Genomic DNA, 25,713 nt, shown 5'->3' on the forward strand with positions numbered 1-25,713 from the left:
TAAAAAATGATAACTCATACCATCTAAATTCCAGAGTGTATTTATTCAATAACGTTTATATAAATTTAAAACAGTCAAACAACAAACCGCTTAGTTTGACTCCATTCATCGAGACTACCTATCTTTAAAGCCATCTAAAGCTTCTCTATACTCATGCGATTGTTACATTTCAGTCAATATAATTAAAAATCCAATATTAGACTTTTTAACACAAATAAAGCGCTCTTTTCGATTAATTTAAATATCCATATAAAACAATGCTATAAAAAAATAATATAATAAAAACATCAAAATAACCACTCTTGTATTGAAAAGTAATGACTAAGAAACATTATTTCACTAAGGAGAAAAAACTCTTTTCACTAAGTAAAGTCACCGTATTACTTATAATAAAGAATAACTATCTTAAATTTGATTATCAATAGAGCATTCCATTCAGATATTATTCGTAGATAACTATTACAATAGCTAAAAAACTTAAAATAATAATTGTAAAGCTCTCAGTGCTACTTTTATCATGCTAAAAAAATTGAGTACGATTGAATTATTATAATTTCACCCACCAGAATACGTTCAAAAAAACAGCCGTTGTGTTTATAAAACAATTGAAAATACATTTTTTTACAAATAAGCACCCACTCGTTATACCAATATGCCACAAATTGCCCGTGCGAATTGCATAACTATAAATTATAATTTCAGCAGCAGAACATCCTGTTCTATGTCGATAACTCAATGGAAGTCAGCAAACTATGAAAAAAAAGATTCGATTTTCTTTATTGAGCCTGCTTATCTTGTCCTCCAGCATTGTGGCAATGCCAGAGTCTATGGCTAAAAACACTAAATCCGCATCAACGACCTCATCACCGAAAATTGGTCTTTCGTCCCAAAGTGCGCTGGTTGTAGATGTAAACACCCACAAGGTTATTTATGCCACAAATCCGGATAAAGTCTCACCTATTGCCTCTATTACAAAGTTAATGACTGCTATGGTGGTTCTCGATGCCAAACAACCTTTAACCCAAGTTATTTCGGTCAAAATCAATCAAACACCTGAATTAAAAGGCGTTTACTCTAGAGTTAAGGTGGGCAGCGAAATTACCCGCAAAGATATGCTGCTATTGGCGTTGATGTCATCGGAAAATCGCGCAGCGGCCAGCCTGGCGCACAATTATCCCGGTGGATATAAAGCGTTTATTCGAGCAATGAATGCTAAAGCTAAATCGCTAGGAATGACACACACCCGCTATGTCGAACCGACGGGATTATCAGAGAAAAACGTGTCAACCGCGCGCGATCTGAGCAAACTGGTTATGGCAACGAAAAGTTATCCAATTCTCAGTCAGCTTAGTACCACTCCAGAGAAAATCGTTTCTTTCGAAAACCCCAGATATACCCTTGAATTCCACAATACTAACCATCTAATCCACGATCATGAGTGGAACATTCAGTTAACCAAAACCGGTTTTACCAATAAAGCGGGGCGCTGCCTGACGATGCGTACCGTGATTGGTAATCGGGAGGTGGCTTTAGTCATGTTAGATGCCTATGGCAAGTACACCCATTTTGCAGATGCTAACCGACTGCGTAGTTGGATGGAGACAACGCCATCGCTGCCGGTTGCTGAGGCCAGCAAAAGCATTAAAAAACAAAAAGTTCGTCAAGGATAATATCATTGCTTAAAATGGTTAAAGACTGGCTTGGTTGTTCAATCCAGTCTCCATTTCATTGGGCGTGAATACAATTAATTACATATCATCCCATAGGCGAATAACAATAACCTCATTTATACTTCCCCAAAATTAGCATCCTTCTAACCTCTTTCTGAAATAAGTTTGGTCACTATGCGCATAAAACTTCGTTATTCTTTATTAGGTCTGCTGTTGTGCTCCACAGGTACACTTTCGTTACCTCAAGCTTTGGCCAATTCGCCATCGCCTACGGCACCCGCCGTTTTGTCTCAACCTGAAATTGCCTCAGGTAGTGCTTTAGTGATTGATATAAAAAACCGCCAGGTGATCTATTCAGTCGCACCGAATAAAGTGGTCCCGATTGCTTCAATTACCAAGTTGATGACAGCGATGGTCGTATTGGATAAACAGTTACCCTTATCTGAAGTTATTCCAGTCACTATCAATCAAACCCATGAGTTGGAAGGTGTTTACTCCAGAGTCAAAGTGGGCAGTGAAATTTCCCGTGAAGAGATGCTCCTGCTGGCATTGATGTCTTCCGAAAACCGTGCTGCCGCAGCACTAGCCCATAACTACCCTGGTGGTTATGATGCTTTTATTCAGGCCATGAATGATAAAGCGAAAGCATTAGGCATGACCCATACTCACTATGTAGAACCGACTGGCCTGTCAGAACAAAATGTGTCTACCGCCAGCGATTTGACTAAGTTACTCTTTGCCACCCAGCGCTACCCCCTACTCAGTCAGTTAAGCACCACGCAAGAAAAAACCGTTACCTTCCAAAACCCGCTTTATACCTTGGGTTTTCGTAACACCAACTATTTAGTCAGAAAAGGCGATTGGGACATTCAACTCACTAAAACCGGTTTTACGAATAAAGCAGGACATTGCCTAGCAATGCGTACCACCATTGCCAATAAAGATGTGACATTAGTCGTATTGGATGCTTTTGGTAAATATACCCATTTTGCTGATGCTAACCGTTTACGCAAATGGATGGAGACGGGAGAGGCGCCACCAGTGCCTGCCGCAGCAAAAATTACAAAAGGCAAAAGTCGCTGGAAACGACACAAAGATAATAGTTTAGAAGTTTTCTATAGGCAGCCAGCAACGCATCAGGTAAGCTTTGCCTCCAAAATTAGTAAGGACGCTTTTATTCCCCTTTTGCAGGAGTTTTTAAATTGGCAGGAAGTAGTTTACTCGCATTATTAGACGATATCGCAGCCGTTCTGGACGACGTTGCGCTGATGACAAAAGTCGCAGCAAAGAAAACTTCTGGTGTATTAGGTGATGATTTAGCGCTCAATGCTCAACAAGTGAGTGGCGTTCGGGCAGATCGAGAACTACCGGTAGTATGGGCCGTAGCCAAAGGTTCATTTCTAAATAAACTGATTCTAGTGCCACTCGCGCTGGCAATCAGTGCCTTTATTCCTTGGGCCGTTACTCCATTGTTAATGGTGGGTGGGGCATTCCTTTGTTATGAAGGCGTCGAAAAGCTGGCACATACGCTTTTACACCCTAAAGCATCCAATGCAGAAGGAGAACATCAGGAGATAACCGCCTTGTCTCCTGAAGACATTGTCGCTTATGAAAAGCAAAAGGTTAAAGGTGCTATCAGAACTGACTTTATTTTGTCTGCAGAAATTATTGCCATTACTCTAGGCACCGTTGCCAATGCCAGCTTTTTACAGCAGGTTCTTGTGATGTCCGGAATTGCCATTGTGATGACCATCGGTGTTTATGGTTTAGTGGCCGGAATTGTCAGACTGGATGATATAGGATTCTATCTGAGCCGGAAAAAAGCCAGTATTGCCCGCATAATTGGCAATGGTTTAGTCAACGTAACGCCTTATCTGATGAAAACCTTATCCATTGTGGGCACCGCCGCGATGTTTATGGTGGGCGGCGGTATTCTTACCCACGGATTACCGGCAATTCACCATCTTATCGAAGGCATATCTGCTTCAGCATTAACCTTGCCAACCGTTGGCAGTATTCTCAATATGCTGACCCCTACCATACTCAGTACGCTATTTGGCGTAGTCGCTGGCGCGGTGGTGTTACTGTTGGTGACACTGCTTGGCAAACTTAAACCGAAAAAAGCAGCAGAAAAAGTAAGCTGATCCTTCTCCATCAACCTGCCGTACTTCCGGCAGGTTGATATGTTTTGAAATACAATTCTTCCACAATACGCCAACCATTCTTCCCCCTGTTTATATACTTAACTAGTGGCCCTAGAAGAAACCTGAACGCTCAGGCAATGCCTCTTATCTGACGGGGTTTTCAGTAAGCTCGGAGGTGTCATATGATGTTCAATCATGTATGGGGACTTCTGGCCCATCCTGGCCGTGAATTCCAACAAATCAGTCAAGAGAAAGAAACCATTTCTCATCTTTATACCCGTAATCTTCTAGTGCTGGCGGCCATTCCTGTCGTCTGTTCATTTATAGGAACTACACAGTTTGGCTGGATGATGGGTAATGAACAAACCGTAAAAGTATCGCTGTTTACCGCAGCGTATATTGCGATTATTTTTTATGGCATGTTGCTGGCTGCGGTTGCTATTGTTGGAAGAATTATTCATCTGATGGCCCGTCGCTATACCCAGTCTCCCAGCCTTGAGCGCTGCATCATTTTCGCTGGCTATACCGCAACCCCCATGTTTCTGAGCGGCTTGGTTGCGCTTTATCCGCTTGTATGGCTCTGCCTGTTGGCCGGCATTATTGGCCTGTGTTATTGTGCCTACCTACTCTACTCAGGTATTCCGACTTTCCTGAATATTGATCACAGCGAAGGATTTATCTTCTCCAGCTCAACGCTGGCCTTAGGTATATTGATATTGGAAGCGCTATTAGCCATGACAGTATTAATGTGGGGGTATGGGACTCATTTCTGGTGATAACCTTCATCTATCGGTAAGGGGCGATTTTCGCCCCTTACCCATCACAGAGTATCTAGCAAAACGCATTGGCTGCTATTCATAGCCAAATCCGCTGCCTTCACCATACTGACCAGACCCGTTAGTTTAACCCTGTACTGATTTCGAAAAGAGATTATTATCTCATTATTAAAAGTAATAGCGTGGCATAAAATAGGCTATATTTTTCAGACAATATAGGATGTCAAACTGGCATAGGCTAAAAACTCAGTTATGCTAATAATGAATATGGATATATTCATTAAACTATCGAGCCTGAGAATTTATCCATAAAAAGATTATTCTTAACCCCAGCGTAATTTATTAACCAGTTAAGACGCCAATAAATTCTTCAGATAACTAAAGTGGTGCATATCATATCAAAATCGTAATTTAGCATTGATTTTATTGAATTTAATAAATTAAATTAAACTCAAGTATTATTATGGATGGGTTTCTTATGACCAAAAAATGATTAAATTTAAGATTGAAATCTTATTTAACACCCATCATAACTCCTTATAGTGATAAAAACAGAGGTGTCAATTTGGCTGAAAGATCTGTATAGCTGCCATTATATGAATTACAAGAACTAACTCACAGTTTTAATCTGATGATTCAGTAAGGTAAAACAAGGCACTTATTTAATATCGCACCGGTGAATTAGCGATATTATATTTTTTATTGGCTAGTTTTTATTTTAAGCCGATAAATAACGTATTGGGAGAATATGGATGTCCGGCACCATTGACAGAGGCACGATCCAACAACTCACTTCCGGTCATTATGCAGACCCGTTCTCGATTTTGGGGATTCATAAAACCACAGACGGCTATGCCATCCGCACCTTCGCACCTAATGCCACTCAGGTCAGCGTTTTGGATAAAGACACACAAAAGACACTGCTCACGCTGACGCAAACTGACCAGACCGGATTTTTTTCCGGAACCCTATCTCCCAGCGAGACACCTTATCGCTACCAGCTCATGATTGATTGGGGCGATGCCCAACAGATAATTGAAGATCCTTACCGCTTTGGCCCCCTATTACAGGCGCTGGATGCTTGGCTGCTGGCTGAAGGTACTCATCTGCGGCCTTATGAACGACTTGGGGCACACCTCACCAGTATGGATAACGTCAACGGCGTCACTTTTGCCGTTTGGGCCCCCAATGCCACCCGGGTTTCGGTGGTTGGCGACTTCAACTTCTGGGATGGCCGCAGGCATCCGATGCGATTTCGCAGAGAGAGCGGTATCTGGGAGCTGTTTATTCCCCATATTCATGAAGGTCAGTTGTATAAATATGAAATTATCGACTGCAATAATATCACCCGTCTGAAAGCCGACCCTTACGCTTTTGCTGCTGAGATGCGCCCCGATACCGCATCCCGAATCAGCCAACTACCTGCACGAGTGACAATGACCCAACAACGCCGTCAGGCAAATGACTTTACTGCGCCGATGTCTGTTTACGAAGTTCATTTGGGTTCTTGGCGGCGTCACCCGCATGATAATAGTTGGCTCAGCTATCGGGAATTGGCCGATCAACTGGTGCCTTATGCCAAATATATGGGGTTTACCCATATTGAACTCCTACCCATCAATGAACATCCGTTTGACGGTTCGTGGGGGTATCAGCCGGTCGGCATGTATGCCCCAACCCGCCGTTTTGGCACCTTAGAAGATTTTCGTTATCTGATCGAAACCGCACATCAGGCCGGCATTAATATCCTGCTGGATTGGGTACCTGCCCACTTCCCCGATGACGATCACGGGTTGGCACAGTTTGATGGTACCGCACAGTTTGAGTACTCCGACCCCCGTGAAGGCTACCACCAAGACTGGAATACCCTGATCTATAACTACAGCCGCCATGAAGTGAGAAATTATTTAGCTGGCAACGCCCTCTATTGGATAGAACGGTTTGGCATTGATGGTTTGCGAGTCGATGCCGTTGCCTCCATGGTTTATCGGGACTACAGCCGAGCAGACGGTGAATGGATACCAAACCAGTATGGCGGTAATGAAAATCTCGAAGCCATCGAATTTATTCGCTATACCAATAAAACCATTGGCATTGAGTGCCCCGGTGCCATCACCGTGGCGGAAGAGTCTACCGATTTTGCCGGTGTAACTTTACCACCAGAGGCGGGAGGGCTAGGATTTCACTACAAGTGGAATCTGGGTTGGATGCACGACACGCTGGACTATATGAAGCTGGATCCGGTCTATCGCCAATATCACCACAACTTAATGACCTTTGGCATGTATTACGCCCACACGGAGAACTTCGTCCTTCCGCTTTCTCATGACGAGGTAGTACATGGCAAACGCTCACTGCTTGGCCGAATGCCCGGTGATACCTGGCAGCAATTCGCTAACCTACGCGCCTATTACGGCTTTATGTGGGCTCATCCTGGCAAAAAACTGCTGTTTATGGGGGGGGAATTTGCTCAGGGGCGCGAATGGAACCACGACAGCAGTCTTGACTGGCACCTGTTAGATCCTATTCACGGCGGCTGGCATAACGGAGTACAGAATCTAGTTCGCGATCTCAACCATTGTTATCAGCAGCAGTCTCCGCTGTATCAGTTGGACTATGCTGAAAATGGGTTTGAATGGTTAGTGGTGGACGACCATCAGAATTCTGTCTTTGCTTTTATACGCCGAGATCAATCAGGCAACGAGGTGATTGTCATCAGTAATTTCACCCCAGTATTGCGAGAAAACTACCGCATTGGCATTAATCTACCGGGGCACTATAAAGAGATATTGAATACCGACTCCGAATATTATCACGGTAGTAATGCCGGTAATCTTGGGGGCGTTGATAGTGAAGCGATACCATCCCATCATCGAGCCTACTCGTTAAGCTTGGTGTTACCACCACTCTCTACCCTCTATCTGCAACGGGAGGCTAAGTAGCATGACGGTCACTTTAACGGCTGGCAGTCCTTATCCTCTTGGCAGTCATTTTGATGGTCAGGGCGTGAATTTTGCACTCTATTCGACACAGGCTGACAACGTTGAGCTCTGTCTGTTTAATCAAGACGGCGAAGAACAGCGTATAATGCTGCCCTCCCGAACCGGCGATATCTGGCACGGCTATTTGCCAACCGGGGTTCCCGGATTACGTTACGGCTACCGAGTACATGGGCCGTGGGATCCACAACGGGGATTTCGTTTCAATCCACTCAAGCTGCTAATAGATCCTTATAGTCAGGCCTTGGATGGTAAAGCCATTAATAGCCCATTGCTGAACGATGCCCATGATTATCCTGATTGTGCCGACAGTGCTACCGTTATGCCAAAAAGCCTAGTAACCTGCGAAAGTTACGACTGGCAAAACGATGAGCTCCCCCAAACGCCCTGGTCTGAAACCATCATTTATGAAGCCCATGTACGTGGTCTGACTAAAACCCATCCAGATATTCCGGCAATTCTGCGAGGTACCTACGCGGGTATTGCCCATCCGGTCATGATTCAATACCTAAAAAGGCTGGGAATTACCGCGCTAGAACTGCTGCCGGTTCAGCTTCACATTGACGAGCCGCGTCTGCAACAGCTTGGTTTAACCAATTACTGGGGCTATAACGTGCTGGCACCTTTTGCCGTAGAGCCGAGCTACTGGTCTCAACGCCCCGGCTCTACCCCACTGTCTGAATTTCGAGACATGGTGAAAATACTACATCAGGCGGGGATTGAGGTGATTTTAGATGTGGTATTTAACCACACCGCAGAACTAGACCGCCTCGGGCAGGTGTTATCCCTACGCGGTATCGATAATGCCAGCTACTACTGGCTTGATGAGCAAGGTGATTATCAGAATTGGACCGGATGCGGTAATACATTAAATCTCACTCAACCCGCAGCAATGCAATGGGTACTGGATTGCCTGCGCTTTTGGGCCACCGAATGCCATGTTGATGGCTTCCGGTTTGATTTAGCCAGCGTATTGGGTAGAACCCCCAACTTCTCCGCCGACTCTCCGTTATTGACGCAATTACAGCATGACCCGGTGCTGTCAAAACTCAAACTGATTGCAGAGCCTTGGGATATAGGCCAGAACGGCTATCAGTTAGGTCATTTCCCTGCACCGTTGGCCGAGTGGAATGACCGCTTCCGCGATGGTATGCGCAATTTCTGGCTACAGCAGACTTCCACTCTGGGGGCTTTTGCCCACCATTATGCTGCCTCCAGCTCGGTTTTCCAGCACCATCAACGTCTACCATACGCCTCTGTAAACAAAATGACTTCCCACGATGGCTTCACCTTACGGGATCTGGTCAGTTTTAATCAAAAACATAATCAGGCAAATGGTGAAGACAACCGTGATGGAAACAGCAATAACTACAGTGACAACCACGGTACTGAAGGACTAGACGCGGATGAGGCAACATTACAACGCCGCAGCGCTAGCGCTCGCGCACTTCTGACTACCCTGCTGCTATCACAAGGCACCCCAATGCTGCTAGCCGGTGATGAATTGGGCAACAGCCAACAGGGTAATAATAATGCCTACTGTCAGGACTCACCCCTGACCTGGCTGAACTGGATTCAGGCCGATCAAGCACTACTGGCGTTTACTTCTGGCCTGATAGCGCTACGTAAGCAAATCCCAGCTTTATCTTCCGGAACATGGTGGACAGGCTTGGCCGACGCCTCAAACGGCAAGAAAGATGTGGAATGGCTTAACGCTCAGGGACACCCCATGTCAGCGGATGAATGGGAATGCGTTGAAGTACCTCCGCTACAGATTCTACTGTCGGGCGCATGGCTTGTTGTCATCAATCGTACCGACCAACTACAAACCTTAAATTTACCTTCTGGACAATGGCGCATCGCCCCGCCGTTCTCCGCTGCTGATATTGGTGTGGGCGATACCAAATGTATTGCGTCCCCGCGCAGTATTAGTGTGCTACGCAATAAAAATTAATCAATTTAACCATACCGATACCGGTATTTATTGACTCAATTTATGACATAGGATTTTAAGATGGCTGCTGGAAGAACGGTTAAACCCGATACTAATCATCAACTAATGTTAGCAAGACAATTACCTAAGCAGTCTGTGGCATTGATACTTGCCGGAGGACGAGGCTCTCGCCTGAAGGATTTAACCTCCAAACGAGCAAAACCCGCAGTACACTTTGGCGGAAAATTCCGCATTATCGACTTTGCTTTGTCGAACTGTATGAACTCAGGGATCCGTCGTATTGGCGTTTTGACACAATATCACTCCCACTCGCTGGTACAACACATCCAACGCGGCTGGTCATTTCTGAATGAAGAAATGAATGAGTTTGTTGATCTGCTACCGGCTCAGCAACGCGAAGACCACGAAGAATGGTACCGTGGAACCGCAGACGCTATTTACCAGAATCTGGATATTATCCGGCGCTATAAGGCTGAATATGTGGTTATTCTGGCCGGTGACCATATCTACAAGATGGACTATTCTCGCATGCTGCTAGATCACGTAGAAAAAGGCAGCCAGTGTACCGTGGCCTGTATTGCCGTGCCGCGAGAAATCGCCTCTGAATTTGGCGTCATGGACATTGCAGAAGATGAACGCATCCTTCAGTTTCTAGAAAAACCGGCTAATCCACCGGCCATGCCTGACCAGCCAGATATGTCTTTAGCCAGTATGGGGGTCTACGTATTCAACGCACAGTATCTCTACCAGCTGCTGGAAGAAGAGAGTCTGAATATGGAAACACACCATGACTTTGGTAAAGATTTAATCCCAAAAGCCGTTTCTCAGGGCGTGGCCTGGGCACATCCCTTTAATCTTTCCTGCGTGACGTCTGACGTGAATGCCGAACCTTATTGGCGCGACGTTGGAACCATTGACGCTTACTGGAGCGCTAACCTCGATCTAGCATCGGTCACCCCAGAGTTGGATATGTACAACAAAACTTGGCCAATACGCACGTATATGGAACCTCTACCGCCGGCCAAATTCGTACAGGATCGTTCAGGCAGCCACGGCATGACCATGAACTCGTTGATCAGCGCCGGCTGTATTATTTCTGGCTCGGTTCTGGTGAATTCGGTGCTATTCCCAAGAGTTCGAGTTAACTCCTTCTGTACCATCGACTCCACCGTCTTGCTGCCGGATGTCTACGTTGGCCGCTCTTGCCGTTTACGCCGCTGTATTATTGACCGGGGCTGCCATCTACCTGAAGGCTTAGTAGTAGGGGAAAATGTGGCAGAAGATGAACGCCGTTTCTCCCGTTCGGAGGGAGGTATTGTTTTGATAAACAGAGAAATGCTGGCGAAATTATAACGGGTGACTGTCCGCTATATTTAATATTTCACTCGGTTACGCACCTTATCGCAAACCGAGGTGTTTCTATTTTCAGACAGGAGTTAGGATGCGAGTTTTACACGCATGTTCTGAGCTATATCCGCTATTAAAAACGGGAGGTCTGGCTGATGTGCTCGGTGCCCTTCCCGCGGCTCAGATTGCCACAGGGGCTGATGTTCGCCTGCTGATGCCCGGCTTTCCCGCCCTGCTAAAAGGGGTTGGTAAAACGTCATTGGTCACCGAACAGGAGACCTTTGCCGGTAAAATAACCCTACGTTATGGCACCTATAATAACGTGGGAATCTATCTGATTGATGCTCCACATCTTTACGATCGTCCCGGTAGTCCTTATCACGACGGAGCCCAACATGAGTACGCTGATAACTATAAACGCTTCGCGTTGTTAGGTTGGGTCGCCTGTGAACTGGCGTGCGGTATTGACTTTTACTGGCAACCAGAAATTGTTCACGCCCACGACTGGCATGCCGGATTGGCGGGTGCCTATCTGGCCGCGCGAGGCTACCCGGCTCGCTCAGTATTTACCGTGCATAATCTGGCCTATCAGGGGCAATTTTCTGCCCGACATTTGTATGAACTTCAGCTTCCCTCTCACTTTATGCAGCCTGACGGACTGGAGTTTTATGGGCAAATATCCTATCTCAAAGCAGGTCTTTACTATGCTGATATGATCACCGCTGTCAGCCCAACTTACGCCAAAGAAATAACCCGGTCAGAATACGGTTTCGGCATGGAAAACCTGCTTGAGCAGCGTCAGCATCACGGCAAATTAACCGGCATTCTTAATGGCGTTGATTATCAGATATGGAACCCATTAACCGACTCACTGCTGCCGGAGAGCTATCACGCCAGAAAAATGACGGGGAAAGCGACATGTAAAGCGGTGCTGCAACATCAACATGGACTGACAGTCACCCCGGACGCGCCGTTATTTAGTGTCGTCAGTCGCCTAAGCAGTCAAAAGGGTCTGGATCTGCTGTTAGCGTCGCTGCCAAAACTGGTCGCGCTAGGTGGTCAGCTCATCTTGTTAGGTAGCGGTGACGCTTACCTACAGGATGCCTATCTAGATATGGCTAAGCAGTACCCTAAACAGGTAGCCGTGCATATCGGTTATGACGAGTCACTGGCCCATAACATCATTGGCGCAGCAGATGTCATTCTGGTTCCCAGCCGTTTTGAGCCCTGTGGGCTGACTCAGCTTTATGGACTGAAATACGGCACCCTCCCACTGGTCAGATGTACCGGAGGCTTGGCGGATACCGTTATTGATTGCTCACTGGAAAATCTGGCGGATAAATTAGCCACCGGCTTTGTATTCCGCGACAGTCAGGTAAATGAATTAAACGATGCCATTCGACGAGTCTTTGCCCTTTGGGCTGAGCCAGTGAAGTGGCGTCGAGTCCAGCGTCAGGCTATGACGATGGACTTTAGCTGGGATATTGCCGCTGCGAAATACTTAACCATGTATCAACATTTAAGTTAGCTTTTCCTTGCATTGCTGAAATATTAAGCGATAACTTAAATATAGACCGCATGGATATACCATTTAAAACCTAGCTGGGTTTCAAACCATGAAACCCAATGATTGATGACTAAAATTTACAGGGCCTCTGGCAAAAAATGGATTTGCCCTCAACGCTGACACATCCACAATATGGACAAAACCTATGTCTTCACAATTTAATTTTGAAACACCAGAAGAACGTATTCGGAACCTAAAGAATTCCATTCAGGAAAAATTGAAGTTTGTCATTGGTAAAGAACCTGCTTTGGCAACAGTACATGATTGGTTGAATGCTATCTCGTTTTCCGTGCGAGACCTGATGGTTGAACGCTGGCTGAGATCAACTCGCGCACACTTCTCCCAGTCGGGTCGTCGCGTCTCTTACCTATCAATGGAGTTTCTGATTGGTAGAACCCTGTCTAACTCACTTTTAAACCTCGGTATTTATGACGATCTGGCACAGGCTCTCGACAGCATGGGCTTTAATCTGGAGCAGTTAATTAACGAAGAGGACGATCCGGGGCTGGGCAACGGTGGTCTAGGTCGTCTGGCTGCCTGCTTCCTCGATTCTCTGGCAACGCTGGGATTACCGGCCCGTGGTTACGGCATTCGTTATGAATATGGCATGTTTAAACAGAATATCGTTAACGGACAGCAGGCGGAATCCCCGGATAACTGGCTAGAATACGGTAACGCTTGGGAATTTCCTCGCCATAATATCCGTTATAAAGTGTTCTTTGGTGGACGAGTACAAACCGAAGGTAAAACCTCCCACTGGGTAGAAACAGAAGAGATTCTGGCCTGCGCCTACGACCAGATTATTCCTGGTTATGATACGGATGCGACCAATACTCTGCGGTTATGGTCAGCGCGTGCCAGTAACGAAATTAACTTGGGTAAGTTTAATCAAGGTGACTATTTTGCTGCGGTAGAGGATAAGAACAATTCCGAGAACGTATCCCGGGTGCTCTACCCTAACGACTCCACGTCATCAGGGCGTGAGTTGCGCTTGAGCCAAGAGTACTTTTTAGTTTCCGCCACGCTACAGGATATCTTGCACGGCCACTGGCTAGCCTATGAAACGTACGACAACCTAGCAGAAAAGGTGGCCATTCACCTGAATGATACTCACCCAGTGTTAGCCATTCCTGAATTAATGCGCTTGCTTATCGATAATCATCATTTCAAATGGGAAGATGCTTGGGAGATGACGATTCGTATCTTCTCCTATACCAACCATACATTGATGAGCGAAGCACTGGAGACCTGGCCGGTGGATATGATGGGAAAAATTTTACCTCGCCACCTGCAAATCATTTTTGAAATTAACGAATACTTCCTGAATGTGGTTAAAGAGCAGTATCCGGACGATCCTGGTTTATTAAGCCGCGTGTCGCTGATTGATGAATCTAACGGCCGTCGAATAAGGATGGCATGGCTGGCGGTTATTGGCGGCCATAAGGTCAATGGCGTTTCAGCGCTACACTCCGAGCTGATGGTAAAATCTTTATTTGCCGATTTTGCTAAAATATTCCCTAACCATTTCTGTAATAAAACCAATGGCGTAACGCCAAGACGTTGGATCGGGCTGGCCAACCGCCCTCTTTCTGAGCTGTTGGATAAAACCATCGACAAAACTTGGCGCACCGACCTGAGTAAGCTTTCTTATCTGAATGAAGCCATCGACTTCCCCGCGTTTATTGACCAAATCAAACAGGCTAAATTGCAGAACAAGAAAAAACTGGCGGAGTATGTGGCAGAAAACCTCAATGTGATCCTCAATCCTAATGCGCTGTTTGATGTGCAGATTAAGCGGATCCATGAGTACAAGCGCCAACTCCTTAATTTGCTACAGGTTATCACCCGCTACAACCGCATTTTGCAGTCTCCTGATGCTGACTGGGTACCTAGAGCCGTCATTTTTGCCGGTAAAGCTGCTTCATCTTACGTTAACGCAAAGCTGATTATTCATCTGATCAACGATGTGGCGAAAGTGATAAACAACGATGCGCGCATCAACAACAAGCTCAAGGTGGTATTTATTCCTAACTACAGCGTGAGCTTGGCGCAGATGATCATTCCGGCTGCCGACCTGTCTGAGCAAATCTCTCTAGCTGGCACAGAAGCATCCGGCACCAGTAACATGAAGTTCGCCATGAACGGTGCACTAACCATTGGTACCCTCGACGGTGCTAACGTGGAAATGAAAGAGCATGTGGGTGATGACAATATCTTTATTTTCGGCAACACCACCGAGCAAGTTGATATGCTGCGCGCCCGTGGTTACGACCCGCGTAAAATCTACGAACAGGATATGGAGTTGAATCAGGTATTAAATCAAATCGCTACCGGCGTGTTTAATCCTGAGGATCCTCACCGCTACGGTGCCCTGTTTGATTCGCTGGTTAATTTCGGAGATTACTATCAGCTGCTGGCGGATTACCGTGCTTATGTGGATATGCAAGATGAGGTGGATAAACTTTATCGCAAGCCAAACCTCTGGGCACGCAAAGCGGCGCTGAATATTGCCAATATGGGCTATTTCTCCTCTGACCGTACCATTCAGGAGTACGCGGAAGAGATTTGGGAAATTAAGCCTACGAAACTATAACTTATCCAATAAAATCGCTGGAACTACCGGCTTCAGACTCAACGGATCTTCCGGCACAAATTAAGGTGCCGGAAGATAATCAGTACATCACTATCGAGCAGTGATCTGGATGGAATTTGTTCTGGTAAAAAGCTGTTAGCATCTCTGTCATTTATCGATAATCTCAGGAATACGTTATGAATATCACCATCGAAAATCGGGAAACTGTTACCGTTTACGGTATCAGCCACTGTGGCCCCTATCCTGAAATCTATAAGGCGTTTAATGCCCTTTGGGACTGGGCATTAGCGGAAGATCTCACTACGCAGGTCAAATCAGCCATTGCCATTTACCACGACAACCCAAATGTTAAAGCCCCGGCACAGTGTCGTTCCGATGCCTGCTTGCAGTTCGAACATCCGTTGTCAGACCAGCAGCTATCCGAAATTGTCAGGCCCGTTATGATAACCGGTGGATGTTACGCCACCTATCGCCATATCGGCCCTTACTCAGCCCTTGAGCCGGTTTATAACGAGTTTTATCACCATTGGCTCCCTACTAGTGATTTCCAAAAAACCAGCCAACCTTCGTTTGAAGTGTATCGAAATAACCCAATGGAAACGCCAGAAGAACAACTGATAACCGATATCTATTTTCCAGTGACCGGTAAATAGCTGGAGAACCGTGAAGCCCAATGGATATCATGCGGTTACGCAATTCAATAATTTTGAATAAAAAAATGGCGCCATCTGGCGCCAGAAATAAAGCACATCAATGAATTATTCTTTTTCGCTCTGAAACTCTTTTTCAGCTTCATTAAAGCGAGCAATCATTTTTTCTGTTGGCTGACTGCCAATTTTACTGAAAATAGCAATGGCGATACAAGCAAAGATAAAGCCCGGGATAATTTCATACAGGTTAAACCACCCATACTGTTTCCAAATCAGTACCGTTGCCGCACCAACCACCATACCGGCCAGAGCACCATTTCTTGTCATACCTGACCAGATAACTGACAGCAAGATCACCGGGCCAAAAGCGGCACCAAAACCCGCCCAAGCATAAGCCACTAGGCCCAATACTCGATTATCAGGATTAGCGGCTAACACAATAGCAATCACCGCAACCAGCAATACCATCAGACGACCGACCCACACCAGCTCTTTCTGGCTGGCATTTTTACGCAAAAATGCCTTATAGAAATCTTCCGTTAATGCACTGGAGCACACTAACAGTTGGCAGCTCAGAGTACTCATGACCGCCGCCAGAATAGCCGACAGAAGAATACCGGCAATCCACGGATTAAATAATAGTTTAGCCAGCTCAATAAACACTCGCTCGCCGTTTTCACTCACATTTCCCGCTAACGTCGGGTTATTAGAGAAGAATGCGATACCAAAGAAGCCAACGGCCACCGCCCCACCCAAACAGAAAATCATCCAGGTCATACTGATACGGCGGGCATTATGAATCACATGGTGAGAATCTGCTGCCATAAAACGCGCCAAAATATGCGGTTGCCCAAAGTAACCTAAACCCCAGCCCAACAAAGAGAGAATGGCGACAAAGTTCAAACCTTTAAACATATCCAGATATTCCGGATTTTTCGCTGCAATCACAATCATTGAGCTGTCGATACCTCCCACCGCGATAATCACCATCACGGGCGTCAGAATCAAAGCAAAAATCATCAGTGATGCCTGAACGGTATCTGTCCAGCTAACAGCAAGAAACCCTCCTATAAAGGTATAGGCTATAGTTGCTGCCGCGCCAACCCATAATGCTGTTTTATAGTCCATATCGAAGGTACTTTCGAACAGTCGAGCACCAGCAACTACCCCGGAAGCACAGTAAATAGTGAAGAAAATTAAAATGACTACCGCAGAAAAAATTCGTAAAACACGACTTTTATCTTCAAAACGAGTGGTGAAATAATCCGGCAGCGTTAAAGCATTATGGTTAATCTCGGTATGAACCCGTAAACGACCGGCAACAATACGCCAGTTCAGGTAAGCACCAATAGTTAAACCAATAGCAATCCAGCTCTCCGAGATACCTGATAGATAGATAGCACCCGGCAAGCCCATTAACAGCCATCCGCTCATGTCCGAAGCACCGGCAGATAATGCGGTAACAAAACTCCCCAGACGACGACCACCTAAAATGTAATCACCAAAGTTGTTAGTTGCCCGATAGGCCGCTAATCCAATAATAATCATTCCCACGATATAGACCACAAAGGTCACTAACATTGGCATGCTGGCGCTCATGCAACTCTCCACTTTCATTATTTTAAAATATTCAGTTAACATTTTTCATCGCTGTTACGGGGTGCCCTAAACCGATTCTGATTAAACAGAAGCGGGAGCGAAGTTATCCCGATGTCTCACCACTGCCAGAGAACGGAGCGCGGTATAGGATATAGATTAAAACGCGAATTTAAAGTATTACCTGTAATTCTGCTCGTCTTAAATCCTAGTCAACAAAATAAAAGATTCACAATATAATTAACAATTAAATTACATTTATGTTACAGCAGATCACATTTATAAAATTATTGTTCTGTCTGCAACACAATGTCCTGCCAAACCGTCATGTACAAAAGCTCGAAATTATCCATATCTTATCAATAGATTACAAGCATCTTCCAGATATTCCAAAAAATAGCATTTAAATAGAATTATTCACTATCATGGATCGAGATCACATAATAGGTGCAACCATATTAAAACAAAGTTGCAACATTAAGGTTTTACTGCCTATTCTCAGTGAGCGATAATTTTTCAATGCAACATAACCATTTATCTATTTTTCGATGTTATGACGCTTTTTTCGATCTGAATTATTCAGCGGCACGAGCGAAGCTTATATTAGTAACCACCTGATGTTGATTACGGGCGTAGAGGAAATAAAATGGGAATGACCACCATGGGCGTCAAACTTGATGAAGCGACACGCGACCGAATAAAAAAAGCGGCACAAACTCTGGATCGCACTCCTCACTGGTTGATTAAACAGTCTATTTTCAATTATTTAGAGCAGTTGGAACAGGGTAACATGCCCTTCGAGCTGTCTGCCAATGAGCAGGACAACCCGCAAGATGACGATTCGTTGCCAGAACCAGAACCCGCGCAGGCCTGTCAGCCTTTCCTTGCGTTTGCTGAAAACGTGCAACCTCAATCCGTTAACCGCGCCGCCATTACTGCCGCATATCGTACGCCGGAAACCGAAATTATTCCGCGCCTGCTAGAGCAAGCGCGTCTGAACAATGAGCAAAATAATGCAGTTCATCAGCTAGCCTATAAACTTGCCGAGAAGCTACGCGGGCAGAAAACAGCCATAGGTCGTGCCGGTATGGTTCAGGGATTATTACAAGAGTTTTCACTCTCTTCGTCTGAAGGCGTGGCACTAATGTGCTTAGCAGAGGCGCTGCTGCGTATTCCAGACAAAGCCACGCGTGATGCACTGATTCGTGACAAAATCAGTAACGGTAACTGGCATTCCCATCTGGGACAAAGCCCTTCCCTGTTTGTTAATGCAGCAACTTGGGGGCTATTGCTAACCGGGAAGCTGGTTTCTACGCATAATGAGTCTCAACTTTCCTCATCTCTTAATCGAATTATTAGCAAGAGTGGCGAGCCACTTATCCGCAAAGGTGTGGATATGGCGATGCGTCTGATGGGGGAACAGTTTGTTACCGGAGAAACCATCTCTGAAGCCCTAGCTAACGCCCACAAGCAGGAAGATAAAGGGTTTCGTTACTCATACGACATGCTGGGTGAAGCGGCGCTGACCGAAGCCGATGCCCAGCGCTATCTTTTTTCTTACCAACAGGCGATACATGCCATCGGTAAGGCGGCCAATGGTCGCGGTGTTTACGAAAGTCCAGGAATCTCTATTAAGCTGTCGGCACTTCACCCGCGCTACAGTCGGGCACAATATGAACGGGTGATGAGCGAACTCTACCCCCGCCTGTTGGAATTGACTCTACTGGCCCACCAATATGATATCGGTCTGAATATTGATGCTGAAGAGGCAGACCGGCTGGAGATCTCATTAGACTTACTGGAAAGGCTCTGTTTTGAACCGCGTCTAGCCAACTGGAACGGTATTGGCTTTGTGGTTCAGGCCTATCAGAAACGTTGTCCTTATGTCATTGACTATCTGATCGAGTTGGCTCACCGCAGCCAGCATCGCCTGATGATCCGTCTGGTAAAAGGCGCTTACTGGGACAGTGAAATTAAACGCGCACAAATTGACGGGCTTGAGGGCTATCCGGTGTATACCCGCAAAGTGTATACCGATATCGCCTATCTGGCCTGCGCCCGTAAATTGTTGGCGGTACCGGAGGCAATTTATCCACAGTTCGCGACCCATAATGCCCATACCCTCGCCGCGGTGTATCATTTGGCGGGGCCTAACTACTACCCTGATCAATATGAGTTCCAGTGTCTGCACGGTATGGGAGAACCGCTCTACTATCACGTGGTTGGTAAACACAGTGACGGTAAGTTACAGCGCCCTTGCCGTATTTACGCGCCGGTAGGTACCCATGAAACCCTGCTGGCCTATCTGGTTCGTCGCCTGCTGGAGAATGGTGCCAATACCTCTTTTGTAAATCGTATTGCTGACCACAACATCACCCTTGATGAACTGGTGGCCGACCCGGTTAAAGTGATTGAGGCACAGTCCGTAGCAGAAGGTGAGTTGGGTAAACCTCATGCTAAAATTCCACTACCGCGCAACCTGTATGGCAACGCACGCCTAAACGCCAATGGGTTAGATCTCTCTAATGAACAACGTTTAGCCTCTCTGTCATCTGCATTGTTGGCTGGCGCGTCTCACGCTTGGTGTGCAGAACCGATGATTGACGGTGAAATCAGTTGCGATATGGCGGCTGAAAACGTCTTTAATCCGGCAGACCATCGCGACTGTGTTGGACGGGTCAGAGAGGCAACGGAACAGGATACCGAGCTGGCTATCAACAGCGCGGTTAACTTTGCACCCATTTGGTCGGCAACGCCATCAGAACAACGAGCAGAACTACTAAAGCGTACCGCCTCTCTGATGGAAAATCAGTTGCAACCGCTGATTGGCCTGTTGGTCAGAGAGGCAGGAAAAACCGTGAGTAATGCGATTGCTGAAGTACGTGAAGCCATCGACTTTCTGCGCTATTACGCCGAGCTGGTACAGTATGACTTTAGCAACGAAACCCATCGTCCTTTAGGCCCAGTGGTATGCATTAGCCCGTGGAACTTCCCTCTGGCCATTTTTACCGGTCAGGTTGCCGCTGCGTTGGCGGCGGGTAATACGGTATTAGCTAAACCGGCAGAACAAACGCCATTAGTTGCCGCCCAAGCTATTCGCCTGATGCATCAAGCCGGTATTCCAGCGGGAGCCGTTCAGTTACTGCCCGGTAAAGGAGAAACCATTGGTGCCAAACTGGTCAATGATAAGCGTATTCGCGGCGTGATGTTTACAGGTTCAACCGAAGTAGCCATGACGTTACAACGTAACATATCAGGCCGACTGGATACGCTGGGTCATACAATTCCATTAATTGCCGAAACCGGCGGTTTAAACGCCATGATTGTCGACTCTTCTGCCCTGACGGAACAGGTGGTTAATGATGTGGTTGCCTCCGCTTTTGATAGCGCGGGACAGCGCTGCTCTGCCCTACGCATTCTCTGCCTTCAGGAAGAAATCGCCGACAAAACCATCACTATGCTGAAAGGCGCAATGAGCGAATACCGCATGGGCAATCCTGACTGCTTATCCACGGATATCGGCCCAGTGATTGATATTCAGGCTAAAGAGAATATTGAACAGCATATCCAGGCCATGCATTCCAAAGGGCGTAAAGTCTATCAGTCTTCCTTTGACTACCATTCGGATATTTCGCTACTGAAAAAAGGCACATTCGTGCAACCCACCCTGATTGAATTGGAAAGCTTCGATGAGTTAACCAAGGAGGTGTTTGGTCCCGTCCTGCATGTGGTGCGTTATCAGCGTGAGAATATCACTCAACTGATTGAGCAAATTAATACGGCAGGCTATGGATTAACGATGGGCCTTCATACCCGTATCGACGAGACCATCGCTCAAATTACCGAGCGAGCGACCATCGGTAATCTATACGTTAACCGTAATATTGTCGGTGCGGTGGTTGGCGTTCAGCCATTTGGCGGAGAAGGCTTATCCGGTACCGGACCCAAAGCCGGTGGCCCACTCTATCTCTACCGCCTATTATCCCATCGTCCGGATGATGCCCTTGTGAAAGCGCTGTCCCGTAGCGATCGGGAACATCTGGTGGACACTCGGACCAAAGAATTGCTATTACATCCACTGAATGTATTTAAAGAATGGGCGCTGAAGAATGAGAATCGTCCGTTGGCTGCCTTATGTGACAACTATGCGAATTACTCACTAGCAGGAACCATTCGTCTGCTCAGCGGCCCTACCGGTGAGCGCAATAGCTATGCGATAATACCGCGCCATCGCATTTTGTGCTTACATCATGAAGAGCATGATGCTTTGATTCAACTGGCCGCCGTTTTAGCCAGCGGTTCCAAAGTGCTGTGGGTAGACCATAACTTTACCCGCTCGTTACACAAAAAACTGCCGGAACAGGCCCAGTCACAAATCGGTTTTGTTACCGACTGGCATAATACCGAAGTGGCGTTTGACGGCGTGCTTTACCACGGTGACAGCGATAAGCTACAGCTTATCAGCGAGCAGATCGCCCGACGAGATGGGCCGATTTTATCGGTTCAAGGATTTGCTCACGGGGACACCAACATCTTACTGGAGCGTTTGGTGTTGGAGCGGGCGCTAAGTATTAACACCGCCGCCGCGGGTGGTAACGCCAGTTTGATGACCATCGGTTAACCGCCTTTCACAGGGCTTGGTTGAGACTAAGCCCTGTGTTTTACCACTGGCGCTCCTGAGTAAATCACTGGGAAACAACATCCATATCCTATTGATTCCCATGTCCGTTTTATTAATTCAATATTACTGGTTATACTATAGGCTACCCTGAATTCTGTTCAGCTCCTTTAACAAGGCCTATTGCATAAGTACCGCGATGAAAACAATCACTACACAAATTCCTGCGCTGGATAAAGTTGTTCGTATTTGTGACTTTTTATCTGATAAAAATGGTGCCACCTTTAGCCAGATTTATCAGGGTGTTGGCATTGCAAAAAGCAGCACCTCTTCTTTACTTAACGGAATGGTAGCTCACGGTCTGCTGCGTCAGGACAATGATAAATACTATCTTGGCTTGCGGCTGTATGAGTTCGGTAACAAAGCCGTTGAACAGTACGACATCAAAAAAATTGCCCTGCCGGTCCTGACGGCATTACGCGACAAAACTAACCTAACCTGCCATTTAGGCGTATTACAAGGTTCCTCACCCATCTATCTGACCAAGTTAGAAAGTCCACAGGCGATTATTATCCGCAGTTGGGAAGGCAAGCGCCTGTCCCTTTACAGTTCTGGTTTAGGTAAAGCGCTAATGGCACACTTAAGCGATGATGAAGTGGATGCACTTTTGCCTGAAGATAAAGTTCTGACCCGTATCACCGATACCACTATTACTGATATCAAGGTACTGAAAGCTGAACTGGCCGAAATCCGCGTGCGCGGCTGGGCCTATGATAATGAAGAGGACAGTCAGGGGGTGCGCTGCATTGCCGTACCCGTGCTCAACCCACAGGGTAAAGCGATTGCGGCTATCAGCACATCTGGCGTGGCCTTTCAGATCCCCGATGATAAGCGAGAATATCTGGCATCGTTGGTCATGGAGGCCGGACAGCAACTGGCTCAACAGTTGAAATAACCGGAATATAGCTCCAAAACAGCATCAGACCTTCATCTGTCAACGAAAGTCTGATTGCTTTATCAACAATTTTTTAATATCGGCTAAAACTAGCGATCCTGATACGGTATTCCGGCTGAGGTTAATACCGTCATTAACTGCTGTTTCTTCTCTTCGGAAAGCATCTGTACCGGCGCTAAAACTTCAGTAGAAATATGCAATCCGCACAGTTTTATCGCTTGCTTAATCACGCCAAAGAACGGCGTCTCTAAGCTATATACCGTCGATAAGCGGGATAGCTGACGCTGTAATTCAAACATGGTTTCGTAATCTTTTGCTTTAAATGCCCGATAAATTCCACAGGTAATCTGGCTGGCAAAGTTACAGGTTGCCGGAATCGCACCATTGCCGCCCATAATCAGCGTATCCATCATATATTCGTCATAACCGGAGAACACCACAAAGTTCGGGCGCATGGGTCGCACCTGATTCATAATCTCCCGCACATGGCTGATATTATCCACGGTATCTTTAATTCCGATTATATTGCTTACCTCTTTTGCCAGGCGGGCAATCAGCTTAACGCTAATATCCTGACCGGTTAATACCGGGAAGTTATACAGAATAACCGGAGAACGAATGCTTTCTGCTACGGTGCGGAAGTGGTTATACATATACTCTTCATTAAGTAATGCATAGTAAGGGTTCAGTACCAATACGGCATCCACCCCTAACGTATCCGCATGCAGACCAAACTCAATCACTTCCTGAGTGCTTGGGCTACTAATGCCTAATAATACAGGTACCCGACCGGCAATATGTTTCACCGCAAACTCAGCCACTTCAAAGCGCTGCGCTTTCGGCATATGGCAAAACTCACCGCCACTACCAAGGATCAGCATGCCATCTACGCCATCATTGACTAATTTATCAATCAGCGCCCCCATTCCTACGGTATCCAGTCGTCCATCCGAATGAAATATCGTCGGAACCGGAGGAAAAACGCCTCTAAACTTATTCAGGTCAGTCATTGTATTATCCTGTCTTGTTGCTAATGAATTACATCACTATTTCTTTGCTTCCGTCACGTTTAACCGTGACGGAAGCCTTACTTACCCCGTCGTGCTGGTAACGGCTTAACAGGTATAAGCACCCGCCATTAACGAAGCGGCACGCTGAGTAAACTGCTTATAAATGCCTTTACGATGGGAATAGTCTGGACGAACCCACTTCGCTTTACGCTCGGCCATCACCACCTCGATCTGCTCTGGGGTTTTATGTTCCCCATTAATACCAACAATATTCAGCTTACGCGCGGGTACATCCATTTCGATTAAATCACCGTCTTCCACCAGCGCTATTGGCCCGCCGTCTGCTGCTTCAGGCGAAACATGACCAACGCACGGGCCGCTGGTCGCGCCGGAGAAACGACCATCGGTAATCAATGCCACCCGACCGTCCAGACGGTTGTCATATACAATGGCATCCGTCGTCATTAGCATTTCCGGCGCGCCAGAACCTTTAGGTCCTTCATAGCGAATAAACAGCACGTCGCCCGGATTTACCCGGTTATGAATAATCGCCTGCTGTGCATCTTCTTCTGAATTGAACACTTTGGCTGGGCCAACGTGCTGATGCATATCGGCGCGACAGGCGGCGTATTTAATCACTGCACCATCGGGTGCGATATTGCCCTTAAGAATGGCAATTGAGCCTTTCTTGGTGGCTGACTCTGGTTTTCTGATCACCTCTTCCGGCTTCACTTTATGGTTAGCCAGATAGCCCTGATTACGTTCGAAGAAACCCGATTGCTGTAGCATATCTAGGTTATCTCCCAGTGAACGTCCGGTTACCGTTATGACGTCCAAATCCAGCTTGTCGCGCAGTAACCATTGAATCATCGGTACGCCACCGGCAAACCAAAACAACTCGGTTACATACTCACCGCTTGGCTGAATATTGGTGAGATAAGGAATGTCGTGATTAATACGGTCAAACGTTTCCGGTTTAAGTTCCCAGCCCAGTTCATGGGCTATGGCGGGCAAATGGATCAGCGCATTGGTGCTACCGCCAATGGCGGCATGAACTTTAATCGCATTCTCAAACGCGGCTGGCGTTAGTATTTTTGCCGAAGTGATATTCTTCTCCGCCAGGTACATGGCCTGATGACCCGCAGCACGCGCTACTCGGCGAATTTCTGACATAGTGGAAGGCATGATAGCGCTACCCGGTAACGCCATACCTAAGGCTTCAGACATACACTGCATGGTGCTGGCAGTTCCCATAAACTGGCAGGCACCGGCGGTAGGACAGCCGCACTGCTGATGCGCTTCCACCTGCTTCACGCTAATCTCGCCTTTCTTCAGTTTGGCTGTCAGTCCGCCTAAATCAGAGGTACTCATATTTGGAGCCGGGCGCATAGAGCCACCGGGAATATGAATCAATGGCATATCCAGACGCGCGGCCGCAATCAGATGGGCCGGAACTGACTTATCGCAACTGGAAATCAGCACGGCACCATCATACGGCACGACGGATGCATGGATTTCCACCATATTGGCAATCGCTTCCCGCGAGGCCAGAATATAGTTCATCCCATCATGCCCCTGCCCCCAGCCGTCACAAATATCAGTGACGTGGTGGCGAACCGCACGCCCACCGCTTTCATGAACGCCCAGCATGGTTTCATAACCCAGTTCATTGAGATGAAAGCTTCCCGGATGGCTTTCGCCATAGCAGTCATCAATCAAAACCTGAGGTTTCTGGGTATCTTCTTTGCTGTAGTTCATCCCCATACGTAGTGCATCTAACTGCGACCATAAATCACGAGCGCCCTGACATTTCTGTTTCATTTTGTGGTTCCTT

15 protein-coding genes are annotated in these 25,713 nt (G+C 46.7%); 12 read left to right on the forward strand and 3 right to left on the reverse strand.

The window, feature by feature from the left end; translation table 11 throughout:
* The first annotated feature begins 752 nt into the window (after positions 1 to 752).
* The 10 genes from pbpG (HYN51_RS08775) to HYN51_RS08820 all read left to right on the forward strand — a co-directional run bounded on the left by pbpG (HYN51_RS08775) (position 753) and on the right by HYN51_RS08820 (position 15,703).
* Positions 753 to 1,670, forward strand: coding sequence for a D-alanyl-D-alanine endopeptidase (gene pbpG / locus HYN51_RS08775; RefSeq protein WP_108899687.1), 918 nt, complete (start codon positions 753 to 755; stop codon positions 1,668 to 1,670).
* A 174-nt stretch (positions 1,671 to 1,844) separates the two neighbouring features.
* Positions 1,845 to 2,903, forward strand: a complete 1,059-nt coding sequence (pbpG, locus tag HYN51_RS08780; RefSeq protein ID WP_108899688.1) for a D-alanyl-D-alanine endopeptidase — start codon at positions 1,845 to 1,847, stop codon at positions 2,901 to 2,903.
* Positions 2,873 to 3,814 (forward strand): DUF808 domain-containing protein, encoded by a 942-nt coding sequence (locus HYN51_RS08785; RefSeq protein ID WP_108899689.1) that lies wholly within the window; start codon positions 2,873 to 2,875, stop codon positions 3,812 to 3,814. Before pbpG (HYN51_RS08780) ends, HYN51_RS08785 begins: the two co-directional genes overlap by 31 nt.
* A 185-nt stretch (positions 3,815 to 3,999) precedes the next feature.
* Positions 4,000 to 4,590: a Yip1 family protein gene (locus HYN51_RS08790; RefSeq protein WP_108899690.1), complete on the forward strand. Its 591-nt coding sequence runs from the start codon at positions 4,000 to 4,002 to the stop codon at positions 4,588 to 4,590.
* A gap of 752 nt (positions 4,591 to 5,342) precedes the next feature.
* Positions 5,343 to 7,532, forward strand: coding sequence for a 1,4-alpha-glucan branching protein GlgB (gene glgB / locus HYN51_RS08795; protein WP_108899691.1), 2,190 nt, complete (start codon positions 5,343 to 5,345; stop codon positions 7,530 to 7,532).
* Between the two features lies 1 nt (position 7,533).
* Positions 7,534 to 9,543: a glycogen debranching protein GlgX gene (glgX, locus tag HYN51_RS08800; RefSeq protein ID WP_108899692.1), complete on the forward strand. Its 2,010-nt coding sequence runs from the start codon at positions 7,534 to 7,536 to the stop codon at positions 9,541 to 9,543.
* A 60-nt stretch (positions 9,544 to 9,603) separates the two neighbouring features.
* Positions 9,604 to 10,896 (forward strand): glucose-1-phosphate adenylyltransferase, encoded by a 1,293-nt coding sequence (gene glgC, locus HYN51_RS08805; protein WP_108899693.1) that lies wholly within the window; start codon positions 9,604 to 9,606, stop codon positions 10,894 to 10,896.
* Between the two features lie 88 nt (positions 10,897 to 10,984).
* On the forward strand, positions 10,985 to 12,418 hold the full coding sequence (gene glgA / locus HYN51_RS08810) for a glycogen synthase GlgA (RefSeq protein WP_108899694.1): 1,434 nt from the start codon (positions 10,985 to 10,987) through the stop codon (positions 12,416 to 12,418).
* 184 nt (positions 12,419 to 12,602) lie between these two features.
* Positions 12,603 to 15,050 (forward strand): glycogen phosphorylase, encoded by a 2,448-nt coding sequence (gene glgP / locus HYN51_RS08815; RefSeq protein ID WP_108899695.1) that lies wholly within the window; start codon positions 12,603 to 12,605, stop codon positions 15,048 to 15,050.
* A 176-nt stretch (positions 15,051 to 15,226) separates the two neighbouring features.
* Complete coding sequence (locus HYN51_RS08820) at positions 15,227 to 15,703, forward strand: AraC family transcriptional regulator (protein WP_108899696.1); 477 nt, start codon at positions 15,227 to 15,229, stop codon at positions 15,701 to 15,703.
* A 105-nt stretch (positions 15,704 to 15,808) separates the two neighbouring features.
* Here HYN51_RS08820 and putP read toward each other — a convergent pair whose 3' ends face one another.
* Entirely contained in the window at positions 15,809 to 17,299 is a 1,491-nt protein-coding gene (gene putP, locus HYN51_RS08825) for a sodium/proline symporter PutP (protein ID WP_108899697.1), read from the reverse strand.
* 658 nt (positions 17,300 to 17,957) lie between these two features.
* Between putP and putA the strand changes: the two genes are divergently transcribed.
* Together putA and HYN51_RS08835 are read left to right on the forward strand one after the other, a co-directional pair.
* On the forward strand, positions 17,958 to 21,917 hold the full coding sequence (gene putA, locus HYN51_RS08830; protein ID WP_407936346.1) for a trifunctional transcriptional regulator/proline dehydrogenase/L-glutamate gamma-semialdehyde dehydrogenase: 3,960 nt from the start codon (positions 17,958 to 17,960) through the stop codon (positions 21,915 to 21,917).
* Between the two features lie 196 nt (positions 21,918 to 22,113).
* Positions 22,114 to 22,869, forward strand: coding sequence for an IclR family transcriptional regulator (locus HYN51_RS08835; protein WP_108899699.1), 756 nt, complete (start codon positions 22,114 to 22,116; stop codon positions 22,867 to 22,869).
* An 89-nt stretch (positions 22,870 to 22,958) separates the two neighbouring features.
* On the opposite strand, the gene HYN51_RS08840 is transcribed toward HYN51_RS08835, so the two are convergent.
* Entirely contained in the window at positions 22,959 to 23,879 is a 921-nt protein-coding gene (locus tag HYN51_RS08840; RefSeq protein ID WP_108899700.1) for a dihydrodipicolinate synthase family protein, read from the reverse strand.
* A 105-nt stretch (positions 23,880 to 23,984) separates the two neighbouring features.
* Positions 23,985 to 25,700 (reverse strand): dihydroxy-acid dehydratase, encoded by a 1,716-nt coding sequence (gene ilvD, locus HYN51_RS08845; RefSeq protein WP_108899701.1) that lies wholly within the window; start codon positions 25,698 to 25,700, stop codon positions 23,985 to 23,987.
* Between the last annotated feature and the right edge of the window lie 13 nt (positions 25,701 to 25,713).

The sequence above is a fragment of the Limnobaculum parvum genome (assembly GCF_003096015.2).
Taxonomy (GTDB): Bacteria; Pseudomonadota; Gammaproteobacteria; order Enterobacterales; family Enterobacteriaceae; genus Limnobaculum; species Limnobaculum parvum.